The 14,099-nt window shown below is 37.4% G+C and carries 9 protein-coding genes, 1 pseudogene and 1 other annotated feature; all 10 genes and pseudogenes read right to left on the bottom strand.

Features of this window, described 5'->3' with window-relative positions; genetic code table 11:
- On the bottom strand, window positions 1-755 hold a 755-nt coding region (locus TJ68_RS04415), incomplete at its 3' end, for a DUF2232 domain-containing protein (protein ID WP_040928963.1).
- Between the two features lie 62 nt (window positions 756-817).
- Window positions 818-2,095, bottom strand: a complete 1,278-nt coding sequence (gene serS / locus TJ68_RS04410) for a serine--tRNA ligase (RefSeq protein WP_040928962.1) — start codon at window positions 2,093-2,095, stop codon at window positions 818-820.
- 53 nt (window positions 2,096-2,148) lie between these two features.
- Window positions 2,149-2,343, bottom strand: a binding site (T-box leader).
- A gap of 49 nt (window positions 2,344-2,392) precedes the next feature.
- Window positions 2,393-3,630 (bottom strand): annotated as a pseudogene (gene hutI / locus TJ68_RS04405) (imidazolonepropionase).
- Window positions 3,630-5,288, bottom strand: coding sequence for a urocanate hydratase (gene hutU / locus TJ68_RS04400; RefSeq protein ID WP_040928961.1), 1,659 nt, complete (start codon window positions 5,286-5,288; stop codon window positions 3,630-3,632). Before hutU ends, hutI begins: the two are co-directional and overlap by 1 nt.
- A 52-nt stretch (window positions 5,289-5,340) precedes the next feature.
- Window positions 5,341-6,837 (bottom strand): histidine ammonia-lyase, encoded by a 1,497-nt coding sequence (hutH, locus tag TJ68_RS04395; protein WP_040928960.1) that lies wholly within the window; start codon window positions 6,835-6,837, stop codon window positions 5,341-5,343.
- 95 nt (window positions 6,838-6,932) lie between these two features.
- Window positions 6,933-9,404, bottom strand: a complete 2,472-nt coding sequence (gene gyrA / locus TJ68_RS04390) for a DNA gyrase subunit A (protein ID WP_040928959.1) — start codon at window positions 9,402-9,404, stop codon at window positions 6,933-6,935.
- A gap of 13 nt (window positions 9,405-9,417) precedes the next feature.
- Window positions 9,418-11,337, bottom strand: coding sequence for a DNA topoisomerase (ATP-hydrolyzing) subunit B (gene gyrB, locus TJ68_RS04385; protein ID WP_040928958.1), 1,920 nt, complete (start codon window positions 11,335-11,337; stop codon window positions 9,418-9,420).
- Window positions 11,338-11,351: 14 nt separating this feature from the next.
- The gene (recF, locus tag TJ68_RS04380) at window positions 11,352-12,449 is read right to left on the bottom strand and encodes a DNA replication/repair protein RecF (protein WP_040928957.1); all 1,098 of its coding nucleotides are present in this window, start codon (window positions 12,447-12,449) and stop codon (window positions 11,352-11,354) included.
- Entirely contained in the window at window positions 12,436-12,663 is a 228-nt protein-coding gene (gene yaaA, locus TJ68_RS04375; protein ID WP_040928956.1) for a S4 domain-containing protein YaaA, read from the bottom strand. The genes recF and yaaA overlap by 14 nt, the downstream gene beginning before the upstream one ends.
- Window positions 12,664-12,839: 176 nt before the next feature.
- The gene (gene dnaN, locus TJ68_RS04370) at window positions 12,840-13,973 is read right to left on the bottom strand and encodes a DNA polymerase III subunit beta (protein WP_040928955.1); all 1,134 of its coding nucleotides are present in this window, start codon (window positions 13,971-13,973) and stop codon (window positions 12,840-12,842) included.
- Window positions 13,974-14,099 lie beyond the last annotated feature (126 nt).

Genomic DNA, 14,099 nt, shown 5'->3' with positions numbered 1-14,099 from the left:
TGTATGTATATAATCCACTCTAAAATTACCATTGAGTTCATGACAATCGCATAAACTGCATCACTTAACGTATTTTGAAATAGCGTTAAGATCATAAATCCAAAATAAATATAAGCGATATTTCTCGGGAAAACCCATTTACTAAATGGTACATATGTCCAAAGTTGAGTTTTGTCTGTGACTAATACTCGAATCATTAGTACCGTATAGAGTGCAATCACAAAACTCACCACAAAAAATTGTGATGGAATTAATGTGAAAAATCCTTTTACAGACTGAATAATCATTTCTGTATCGAATGTTTGACCAGTAATGCTCGATACGTCATTTAACTGTTCTGTGTACCACGCAATCATTCGTGACTCTATATTTCCAAAAGATGGTATTACCTTAAATGCTTGAAGAATAAGCACACTAGATAAAGATAATATACCCATTAAAAACGTTAAATATGTAAGTGTCACTTCTTGTGTGAAACGTTGCTTCAACGTACCTTCAAGTAATAAGACTGAACACACGATAACGATAAACATCACAAATGATAGTATTGAAAAACCGTATAGCGTTGGAATCCATATGATGAAGACCGTTATAAAGAATGTACGATCAGATTTGAACTTAATATCTAATAATAAATAGATGACAAACGGAACGAGTAAAAATCCGAGTATAAATGTAAAGTCGGTTAATAAAAATAATATTAAACTCACAGCGATTGCTGATGCGACTTTTAAATAAGGTATATCTTGTTTCAAAATTACACACCCTAAGCTTATAAAAATATGCTCCTATGAAATAGGAGCATTCAATATTATTATTATACCTTTTCGATGATAGATTGACCACCCATGTAAGGTCTTAGTACCTCTGGGATAGTTACTGTTCCATCTTCATTTTGATAATTTTCAATAATTGCTGCCATCGTACGTCCAACAGCTAAACCACTTCCGTTTAACGTGTGTACATATTCAGGTTTTGAATCTTTGTCACGCTTGAAGCGGATGTTTGCACGGCGTGCTTGGAAATCTGTCATATTTGAAATTGAGCTAATTTCTCTGTAGTCACCGTATTGTGGTAACCAAACTTCAACGTCATACGTTTTTGCTGAACCAAATCCGATATCACCCGTACATAAAATAACTGTGCGGTGTGGGATTTCTAATAAGTTTAAAATATTTTCAGCATGACGTGTCATTTCTTCTAACACTTCAAATGAATCTTCTGGCTTTTCAAAGCGCATCATTTCAACTTTATTAAATTGGTGAAGTCGGATAAGTCCTCTCGTATCACGACCAGCTGAACCCGCTTCACTACGGAAACATGCTGTTGCTGCTGCAAACTTTGTCGGCACATCTTCACTTTGTAAGATTTCATTCGCAAAATAGTTTGTTAATGTTACTTCTGAAGTTGGAATAGTGTACATTGATTCGTCTTGAATTTTAAATAAATCTTCTTCGAATTTTGGCAATTGTCCTGTTCCGTACATTGCGTCTCCACGAACGATTTGTGGTGTCATCATTTCTTTATAACCATTTTCTCTATGGACATCTAACATAAAGTTAATTAACGCACGTTCTAAACGCGCACCTTCACCTGTTAAATATACAAAACGTGATCCTGAGACTTTTGATGCACGTTCAAAATCTGCCATTTTAAGCTCTTCAAGAAGTTCCCAATGTGCTTTTGGTTCAAAGTCAAATGTTTTCTGTTCACCTGTACGACGTACTTCAACGTTTTCAGAGTCATCTTTACCAACAGGTACTTCATCGTCAATTAAATTTGGAACACGGTCTAAACGATAGTGTAATTCGTATTCTACTTCTTTTAACTCATTATCGATTTCAGAAATACGTTTACCGACTTCTTGCATTGCTTGAATATCCGCATCTGCATCTTCTTTGTTACGCTTTTTTTCTGCGATGTTTTGAGATACAGTATTACGTTCAGCTTTTAACTCTTCCGTTTCTTTTAATAACGTACGGCGTTTTTCATCGTACTCAATAATCTCATCGATAACGACTGGATCCATTTCACGTTTTTTTGTTTTGTCTTTTACAACATCTGTGTTGTTACGAATAAACTTAATATCTAACATTTATTTTCCTCCTAAATTTACTTGTAGATACAAAAAACCACGCCCCAATATACAAAAGGGACGTGGTTATATACGCGTTGCCACCCTAATTACATACGTTTAACGTATGCATCTCATTTTAAAACGAAGTGAACTTCGTTTACTTGCTGTAATAGAGATAGAAATTCACATCGCTTACTAACTATTCTCACCAACCATAGTCTCTCTAAAAGTAGGGCAGATGTTACTGCATCTCACAAGTAAATGTTATTTGATTACTTTTATTATAATAATTTTCTTCGTTATTTTCAACAATGACTAAATGTTAAGTCCAGGTTGCTCAAACACAACTTGACCATTAGCAATTACTTTTGACGCATGGTTTACACCGTAATGATACGGTACGTATTTGTGGTTTGGTGCGTTCCAAATGACGAGGTTCGCATCATCTCCAGCATCTAACGTACCACGATCTGTTTTAATTGCGTGTGCTGCGTTTACTGTTACAGCGTTCCATACTTCTTTTGGTGTCATTCTAAGTTTGATTGCACCGATTGTCATAATCATTTGTAAGTTATCTGTCACACAGCTTCCTGGGTTAAAGTCCGTCGCAAGAGCTACTGCTCCACCGTTATCGATCATTCCACGTGCATCAGCATAGTCATCTTTTCCTAAATAGAACGTTGTACCTGGTAGAAGTACAGCGATTGTGTCGCTATCTTTCAATGCTTTTTTATCTTTATCTGAAGCGGCGACTAAATGATCTGCACTGACTGCACCTTGTTCGATAGCAAGACCTAAACCACCGAGTGGATCGATTTCATCTGCATGGATTTTTAAATCGTATCCCGCTTCTTTAGCTGCTTTCATATAACGTCTTGACTCTTCAACGCTGAAAACACCTGTTTCAGTAAATATATCTGCAAAATCAGATAGTTTTTTAATTTCATCGTTTTGAAGTAAATCTGTCATCTCTTGTAAAAATTCTTCGTTTTCTCGACCTTTAGGTACTGCGTGTGGACCTAAGTACGTATGTTTCATTGTGATTGGAAACTTTTCTTCAAGTGCGTGTGATACTTTTAACTGCTTTAATTCATTTTCTAAATCGAGACCATATCCACTTTTTGATTCTACTGTTAATACACCGTGCTGAATCATACGGATAATGTTTTTCGATGCTTTTTCTAACAACTCTTCAAACGATGCTTTTTTAGTCGCTTCAACAGTATTTAAAATACCGCCGCCTTGTTCTAAAATCTCTAAATAATCGACACCTTGAATTTTTAACGCTAATTCGTGCTCACGGGATCCGCCATGAACGACGTGTGTATGAGGGTCGACTAGAGCAGGTGTGACAAGTTTACCTTCAGCGTCAATTTCTTGATCTGCTGTATATTCATCTGTCTTTTCACCACTATATATGACTTTACCGTCTTCAATGACGACCATTCCGTCTTTCACGATTAATAACTCGTCCATCTCTTTCCTTTTAATGCACGTGTTGATTTCTTTGGTAATACTAACTCACCAATATTCTTAATAATTGTTGTCGACATTATTTATTCTCCTTTAACATTGGTATATTCATGTTGTGTTTTTTCGCTGTTTCGATTGCGATATCATATCCAGCATCAACATGTCTTACTACTCCCATACCCGGATCTGTAGTTAATACTCTTTCTAATCGTCTCGCTGCTCTGTCTGTTCCATCTGCAACGACGACCATTCCTGCGTGTAGTGAGTATCCCATACCAACACCACCACCGTGGTGGAATGAAATCCATGAACCTCCTGCTGCTGTGTTCACTAGCGCATTTAATACTGCCCAGTCACCAACTGCGTCACTTCCGTCTTTCATGGACTCAGTTTCACGATTTGGACTTGCAACTGAACCAGAGTCTAAATGGTCACGTCCAATAACGATTGGTGCACTAATTTCTCCTGTACGAACCATTTCGTTTAATGCTAACCCCATTTTCGCACGTTCACCGTATCCTAACCAAGCGATACGTGATGGTAATCCTTGGAAGTGAATGCGTTCTTCAGCCATATCTAACCAACGAATTAACTTTTCATTATCCGGGAATAACTCACGCATTTTTTTATCTGCCGCTTCGATATCTTTAGGGTCTCCAGATAACGCCGCAAATCTAAATGGTCCTTTACCTTCACAGAATAACGGACGAATGAATAGTGGTACGAATCCTCCAAAGTCAAACGCATTTTTAACGCCGTAATCATACGCAACTTGTCGTATATTGTTTCCATAATCAAAAACAACTGCGCCTTTTTCTTTAAATCCGAGCATCGCTTCAACGTGTTTTGCCATAGAAGCTGTAGATAGCTCTACATACTTTTCAGGATCTTCTTCGCGTAGTTTTTTTGCTTCTTCTAACGAGTATCCTTCAGGTACATAACCGTTTAATGGGTCATGCGCACTCGTTTGGTCTGTAACGACGTCGATTTTCGTATCGCTATTTAAAATTTTAGGTAAAATTTCTGCAGCGTTTCCTAATAATCCAATCGATAAATTACGTCCTTCATCTCTCGCTTCTTCAGCGACTTTTAATGCTTCGTCTAAGTCTTCAATCATGACGTCACAGTATCCAGTCTCAATTCGTTTTTCAATTCGAGATTTGTCGACCTCAACAGTAATCGACACACCATCACAAAACGATACCGCGAGAGGTTGTGCACCACCCATACCACCAAGTCCAGCAGTTAACGTAATCGTTCCTTTTAAACTACCACCGTAGTGCTGGTTCGCAAGCTCTGCAAATGATTCGTATGTCCCTTGAACGATTCCTTGAGACCCGATATAAATCCAAGATCCAGCCGTCATCTGGCCGTACATCATTAATCCTTTTTTATCGAGTTCATTAAAGTGTTCCCAGTTTGCCCACTTAGGTACGAGTACTGAGTTAGATAAAAGTACGCGTGGTGCCTCGTCATGCGTCTTAAACACCGCAACAGGTTTACCAGACTGAACGAGCATCGTTTCATCGTCTTCAAGATTTCTTAACGTATCTACAATCGCATCAAATGCTTCCCAGTTACGCGCTGCTTTACCGATACCACCGTATACGACTAAATTCTCTGGATGCTCAGCAACCTCAGGATCTAAGTTGTTATATAACATACGTAAAGCTGCTTCTTGTTCCCAACCTTTACATTCAATTTCTAAACCTTTTTTAGCTCGAATATTTCTTGACATAATTTAACACTCCTTGAAATTTAAAATAGTTCACGACATAAAAAAAGACCGATTAAATACTTTGAATAGCACGTAATGCGAGTGATAGTTGTTTGATATCGTCTGAGAATTTACGATCTTGGTCGATAAACGTCGCGACTTTTCTATATTCGTCAAATTTTTCTTTCGTTTTTGGTGATAATTTGTCCACGCCGCGAATTTCTACAGCACTTAATGCGATGAATAATTCTGTCGCAAGGACGTTTCGGACGTTTTCAACAATGTCTCTAGCGTGTCTTGCACCGATAGTTCCCATAGAAACGTGGTCTTCTTGGTTTCCACTAGACGGTATTGAATCAACAGATGCTGGATGTGCGAGTGTTTTGTTTTCTGACACTAAACTTGCCGCCATATATTGTAAAATCATTGCACCTGACTGTAGTCCATCTTCTGGACTTAAAAATGCTGGTAATCCGTCGTTTAAATCGGGGTTTACTAAACGCTCGATGCGTCTTTCTGAAATGTTCGCAATTTCTGCGACACCGATTTTTAATAAATCCATTGCGATAGCGATCGGTTGTCCGTGGAAGTTTCCACCAGAGTAGACTTCGTTTTCACTAAATATTAATGGGTTATCATTTGCAGCGTTCATTTCAATTTCTAACTTTTCTTTTACATATTTTAACGTTTGGAAACTTGCGCCGTGCACTTGTGGAATACAACGAAGCGAGTATGCATCTTGTACACGTAATTCACCTTGATGTGTTGTCAGTTTTGAGTCTTTTAAATAATCTCTCATTTTTTTCGCAACATAAATTTGCTCATCGTATCCACGTGCAACGTGAATTTTTTCATCGTATGCGTCTGTAATACCACGTAAACTTTGATGTGTTAAAGATGAAATCCATAAACTGTCTTCCATGAGTTTTTCTGCTTCGATATATGTAATGACACCAACTGCTGTCATCGCTTGTGTACCGTTAATTAAAGCGAGACCTTCTTTTGCAGCGAGTTCAATTGGTTCGATTTGTTTTTCATTTAACACTTCAATAGTCGTAGTCACTTTACCGTCTTTAAACACTTCACCTTCACCAGTTAGTGGAAGTGCCATATGAGATAACGGTGCGAGATCTCCTGAAGCACCTAAAGAACCTTGTTCTGGAATGGCTGGAATAATTCTTTCGTTAATAAATGTTTTTAACTGATCGACGAGAATTGTTCTCACGCCTGAATGTCCTTTTAACATTGTATTTAAACGTAATACCATCATGAGTAGTGCAGTATTTTCACTTAAATAATTTCCAACACCAACCGCATGAGAGCGAATAAGATTTGTTTGAAGCTGTGATGTTTTTTCTTTTGAAATTAAGACGTCACTAAAGAGTCCAAAACCTGTTGTGATTCCGTAAATTGTACGTTCATTATCGATGATGTTTTCAACGATTTGTCTTGATGCACGAACTCTTTTATACGCGTCTTCAGTCACTTCAACTTTAGAATTTTCATGTTGTAAAAATGATTTAATATCCTCAATTTCTAAAGCGCTTCCATCTAATTTTAAAACTACCAACTCAATTCCTCCTTAAAACTCTGAATTTAACAACAGTATAACGCTTACATTTTTTAAAATCAAAAAAAAGTTGGAGAAAATCTCCAACTTTTAATTTATTCTTCGGTATTTTCTACTTCGTCTTCAATATCCGCTTCAACATCTTTAACGACCGCTACAGTAGCAACGTCGTTAGACTCATCTAAGCGCATTAGACGAACACCTTGTGTACTACGTCCAGTAATCGATACATCACTAATCGCGAATCTAATAATGACACCTCGATTTGTAACGACCATTAAATCTTCGTCTCCGTCAACCGCAGCGATAGATTCGAGTTCTCCGATTTTTTCAGTTAAGTGAATCGTTTTAACTCCGAGACCGCCACGTTTCGTTTGACGATACGCACTTTCAATCGTCTGTTTACCGTAACCTTTATTTGTCACGACTAACACGTGTTGATTTTCTTTTAATATATCAATTCCAACGACTTCATCACCGTCACGTAGACGCATTCCAAGTACACCTGCTGCCGTACGTCCCATAGAACGAACGTCGTTTTCATCGAAACGAATGAGTTGTCCTTGTTTAGATCCAATGATTACTTCTGATTGACCGTCTGTAAGACGAACTGCGAGTAATTCATCGTTATCTCTAAATGTAATTGCGATTTTACCGTTACGATTAATACGGTTAAATTCTGATAGTTTCGTACGTTTCACAAGACCGTTACGCGTAACGAATAGTAGGTGATAGCCATCCATATCTCCGTCTTTATCTTTAACCGATAACATCGTCGTAATCTTTTCGTCTTTATCCACTTCAATCATATTAACGATTGGAATACCTTTAGATTGACGCGATAATTCCGCGACTTCGTATCCTTTTAGTCGATATACACGACCTTTATTCGTAAAGAATAATAAATAATCGTGTGTCGACATCGCGACGATTTTTTCAACGAAGTCATCTTCCACTGTATTCATACCTTGAATACCACGTCCACCGCGTTTTTGTGCGCGATATGTGTCAGCTGGAAGACGTTTAATATAGTTTTTATGAGATAACGTGACGACGATTTGTTCTTCTGGAATTAAATCCTCATCTTCGATATCAATTGCGCCTGCAGTGATTTCTGTACGACGCTCATCACCATATTTATCACGAATTTCAATTAATTCTTTACGGATAAGTTCTAAGAGTTTATCTTCAGAATCTAAAATAGCTTGAAGTGATTCGATAGTTTTCATAAGCTCATCGTATTCTGATTGGATTTTGTCGCGCTCTAAACCTGTAAGGCGACGTAATCTCATATCTAATATCGCTTGTGCTTGTTTTTCAGATAAACTAAACTGCTCCATTAAGCCTAATTTAGCTTCTTCATCTGTTTCTGATGCACGAATTAAAGCGATGATTTCATCGATATGATCGAGTGCAATCATCAGTCCTTCTAAAATGTGTGCACGTGCTTTCGCACGATCTAAATCGAACTCTGTGCGTCTTGTGACGACCTCTTTTTGGTGCTCAAGATAGTGATATAACATCTCTTTTAACGTAAGTGTTTGAGGTTCACCATTTACAAGAGCGAGCATGTTCACACCAAACGATAATTGTAGAGGTGTTTGTTTATATAAGTTGTTTAATATAACGTTCGCATTTTGATCGCGACGAATTTCAATGATGATTTTTACGCCTTCTTGAAGTGACGTTTCATCACGTAAATCTGTAATACCTTCGATTTTTTTATCGCGTACAAGTTCTGCGATTTTTTCGACTAAACGTGCTTTGTTTACTTGGTACGGGATTTCAGAAACGACGATACGTTCTTTACCGTTTTTCATTTCTTCAATCGTACATTTCGCACGCATAATAATCGAACCACGACCTGTTTCATATGCTTTTTTAATACCAGAGCGCCCCATAATCAGTCCTGCTGTTGGGAAATCAGGTCCTTTAATAATATCCATTAACTCTAGCGTCGTAATGTCCGGATTTTCTGAAAGGACAAGGACGCCATCAATAGATTCTACTAAGTTGTGGGGTGGTATATTTGTCGCCATACCGACAGCGATTCCTGACGCACCATTGACGAGTAAATTCGGGAAGTGTGCCGGTAATACGACCGGTTCACGTTCTGTTTCATCGTAGTTTGGTGCGAAATCGATCGTGTTTTTGTTAATATCTCTTAACAGTTCCATCGCGATTTTCGACATTTTTGCTTCTGTGTAACGCTGTGCAGCCGCTCCGTCACCGTCCATTGAACCGAAGTTCCCTTGACCGTGAACGAGTGGATAACGTGTTGAGAAGTCTTGTGCGAGTCTCACCATCGCTTCATAAATTGAAGAGTCACCATGTGGGTGATATTTACCCATTACGTCTCCGACGATACGTGCTGATTTTTTAAACGGCTTGTCGTTCGTCATACCGTTATCATACATACCATATAAAATTCTACGGTGTACTGGCTTTAATCCGTCTCGAACATCTGGTAACGCACGTGATACGATAACACTCATCGCATAGCTCAAGAAGGAACTCTTCATCGTTTTACTAATATTTACGGGTTGAATATTACTATGTTCAGCCAATTAAATTTCCTCCTTAAACATCTAAGTTTTCTACATATCTTGCGTTTTCTTCAATGAATTCACGGCGTAACTCTACGATGTCACCCATTAACATCTCAAATACTTGGTCCGCTTCAATCGCATCTGACAACTCAACTTGTAAGAGTGTACGATTTTCTTCGTCCATCGTCGTTTCCCATAACTGATCGGCGTTCATTTCACCGAGACCTTTGTAACGTGAAATTGAGATTTTTGGTGTTTCTTGTAGGGTACGACGTAGTTCTTCAAGCGCTTCGTCATCATAGACGTAATGTTTTTTCTTACCTTGCTCTACTTTATAAAGTGGTGGTTGTGCAATGTAAATATACCCTGCTTCAATTAACGGACGCATAAAGCGATAGAAGAACGTGAGTAATAGTGTACGGATATGTGCACCATCAACGTCTGCGTCTGTCATAATAACAACTTTATGATAGCGGGCTTTTTCTAAATCAAACTCTTCTCCAATTCCAGTACCGAGCGCTGTGATAATCGCACGAATTTCGTTATTTTCTAATATGCGGTCGAGTCGCGCTTTTTCAACGTTTAAAATTTTACCACGTAACGGTAAAATCGCTTGGACTGTCGAGTTACGACCGGATTTTGCTGAACCACCTGCTGAGTCACCCTCAACGATAAATAGCTCAGAAATACTCGGGTCTTTTGATGAACAGTCTGCTAGTTTTCCTGGTAAACTCGATACTTCTAAAGCGGATTTACGTCGCGTCATTTCACGTGCTTTACGTGCTGCAACACGCGCATGTTGTGCGGTAATTCCTTTTTCGACAATCATTCTTGCTTCTTGTGGGTTTTCTAGTAAATAACGTTCAAACCCTTCAGAGAATAATTGATCTGTAATCGAACGCACTTCAGAGTTACCTAACTTAGTTTTTGTCTGTCCTTCAAACTGAGGATCTGTATGTTTAATTGACACAACTGCAGTCAGACCTTCTCTAACATCTTCACCTGATAAACGTTCGTCGTTTTCTTTTAAAATATTTTGACTAAATCCGTAGTTATTTATGACACGTGTTAACGCACGTCTAAATCCTTCTTCGTGCGTACCACCTTCATAAGTGTGGATATTGTTTGCATATGTTAAAACGTTCGATGAAAAACCTCTGTGGTACTGCATAGATATTTCAATTTCAACGTTTTCTTTGTCACCATCTAGATAGATGACTTCTTCAGTTAAGATTTCTTTATTTTTGTTTAGTTCTTCAACATATGACTTTAAACCACCTTCATAGTGGTACTCATATGTTTCACCATCTGATGTTCGTTCATCTTTTAGACGAATTGTTAAACCTTTATTTAAAAACGCGAGTTCTTTCACACGTTTTTCGAGTATTTCAACTTCATATTCTTGTGTCTCTGTAAATATTTCAGCATCTGCTTTGAAACGAATAACAGTACCTGTTTTGTCTGTTTTATCGATGACTTCTAAATCAGCATCAGGCACTCCGCGTGTATAACTTTGGAAATGCACTTTATTATCTCTATGAACATATACTTCTAATGACTCGGATAAGGCGTTTACTACTGAAGATCCTACACCGTGTAGACCACCAGATACTTTATATCCACCGCCACCGAATTTACCTCCTGCGTGAAGGACTGTTAAAATAACCTCAACCGCTGGACGTCCCATCGATTCTTGAATATCGACTGGAATACCACGTCCATCATCGATAACTTTTACCCAGCCATCTTTTTCTAATATAATGTCGACTGCTGATGCATAGCCAGCGAGCGCCTCGTCGATAGAGTTATCGACGATTTCCCACACTAAGTGGTGTAACCCTCTAGAAGACGTCGAGCCGATATACATACCCGGACGTTTTCTTACTGCTTCCAAACCTTCAAGTACTTGTATTTGGGTTGCATCATAAGATTCATGTCTTTGTTCTGCCATTTTGTCACCTTCCGCTATTTTTTAACCGTACCTTCTTCAATCGTGTATAGATTCATTTCATCCATAATTTGATGGTTAATATCACTAATTGAAGTCGTCGTTACAAACGTCTGTACACGGTTACGTATCGACGTTAGTAGGTGTGCTTGACGGTGCTCGTCAAGTTCACTGAGTACATCATCTAACAGTAAAATTGGATACTCTCCAATTTCATTTGCGATAACATCGAGTTCTGCAAGTTTTAAAGACAACGCAGTCGAGCGTTGTTGACCTTGTGAACCGTATGTCTGCACATCCATATCATTAATATAAAATTTTAAATCATCTCGATGTGGACCGATTAAACATTGTCTACGTTCTATTTCATTATCGATTACAGATTCATAAGTTTCTTTTAAAAACTGTAATCGTTCTTCTTTTTTAAGTTCTAAACATTTAATGTTTGGACGATATTCAACTGTTAAATTTTCTTTATTATTGGAAATGTCGCTATGTATTTGTTTTGCATACTCATTTAACGCTTCAACAAATGCTTCGCGCTTATTAATGATTTCTAATGCTGCTTCAACGAGTTGTTCGTTAAAGATTTCGACCATCATTTTGTCGACGTGTCGCTCTTTTAAATACAAGTTCTTTTGTTTTAAGACACGTTTATAGTCTGATAAGCTTTGTAAATATATTTTAGAAATTTGACCACACTCTACATCGATAAAATTACGACGTACTTCTGGTGCACCTTTAACAATCTCTAGATCTTCTGGTGCAAATAATACACAGTTCAGCGCTCCGACATACTGAGATAATTTAGCCAGCTCAATATGATTGATTTTTGCACGTTTTCCACTTTTAGAAAGTAAAAGTGATATCGGTATTTCACTAAATCTATTTTCTACATATCCAGAAATTAGCGCTTCATCTTGATTCATTCGAATCATTTCCTTATCACGCGTCGTACGATGACTTTTTGTCGTTGCGAGACAATAGATCGACTCGAGTAGGTTGGTTTTTCCTTGTGCATTCTTTCCGATAAAAACGTTCAACTTGTCGTGAAAGTCGAGTGACAATGACTCGTAATTACGAAAATTATCTAAATGTATACTAGATAGTTTCATCTACATACTCTATTCGATATACTCCAAACTCACCTAGATCGAGGACGTCACCATGATGAAGCTTTTTACCACGACGATTTTCGGGTTCATCGTTTAAATACACTTCATTCTCTGCAAGAAACCACTTTGCTTCTCCGCCAGACTGAATAATAGACTGGTGTTTTAAAAATTGACCGATTGTAATAATTCCATCACTTAATTGAACGATTTCCATCTGTTTTTCCTCCTCGTATTGTTTATATTATACAGTATTTTCAGTGTATTTTCATCTTAATCGCTATTTTAAGGGTCATAGAGCGCTTTTATATTATTTTGTACTCCACCTACTTAATAACAATTAAAAAAGCTATATGCTCATATTTTAAAACATGAGGCATATAGCTTATAAATTTAGTAAGTTCTAATTGGTAAAATTAATTGAACAACATCGTTTGATGTACTTGATTGAATCGTAAATGGTTTCATCGTTCCAAAGAACTCAATTGAAACTTCTTCTTCAGGGATTGCACGTAGCGCGTCCATCATATATCTTGAGTTGAATGAGATTTGTAGCGGTTCACCTTCTAAATTAAGTGCACCGACTTCTTCTTCTACGTTTCCAATTTCTGGACTATTTGATGATAAAAGCACACGACTATTGTCGATTGTCATTTTAATCGCGCTATTTCCACCCTCAAGTGCAAGTAATGACACTCGGTCAATCGCTTTTAAAAATTCGTTGTTATTGATCACTAATTTTGTCTCGAAGTTTTCTGGGAACAATCTTGACGTGTCAGGATAATTTCCTTCTAGTAAACGAGAAATAAATCTTAAATGACCGTATTTAAATAATACTTGGTTTTGTGAGAAGTTAATTTCCACATCTTCTTCACTATCTTCGATAATTTTATTTAGTTCGTGTAATGCTTTACCAGGAATAATCGCATTACTAATTTCGATAGAGTTTTCTTTATCATTTAACTTACGTAGCGCAAGTCTATGTGAATCTGTCGCTGTAAAATGCAGTGAATCATCAAAGAATTGCCAGTTAACACCAGTTAAAACTGGGCGAGTTTCTGAACTTGATACTGCAAAGTTTGTCTCATTAATAATCGTTTTTAAAACAGATGCTGCGATTTTAATACTTTCTTCGTTATTGACTTCAGGAAGTAGTGGGTATTGATCTGGATTTGAGCCACTAATGACGAAATTAGATTTACCGCCACTCACTTGAATTCCAAATTGATCTGTTGATTTTAATTGGACGTAATCTCCATCTAATTTTTTAATGATATCTGTGAAAAATCTTGCAGGTAATACTGCTTCACCAGGTTCAGTTACTGTTAAAATTTCTTCGTTATCTACTTCTGTTGGAATTGTAATCTCGATTGAAATCTCTCCGTTACTCCCTATTAGTACTAATTTGTCAGAAGATACTTCTATTTTAATTCCTGACAAAATAGGAAGTGTTGTACGATTTGATATTGCTTTTAATACGTCGTTTAGTTGTTCTGTGAAATAAGCACGTTGAATTTGTATTTGCATATGATAACTCCTTTTATTCTATATATTATATATAAAAATAGTAAAAGTCGTAGTAGGCACTGTGAATATGTGGATAAGTGGAAAACTCATTGATATATCAAAGTTATTCACATGTGTATAAACTGT

The sequence above is a fragment of the Nosocomiicoccus massiliensis genome (assembly GCF_000438455.1).
Classification (GTDB): Bacteria; Bacillota; Bacilli; order Staphylococcales; family Salinicoccaceae; genus Nosocomiicoccus; species Nosocomiicoccus massiliensis.
The sequence above is the reverse complement of the archived record's forward strand: the minus strand, read 5'-3'. Positions and strand labels throughout refer to the sequence as shown.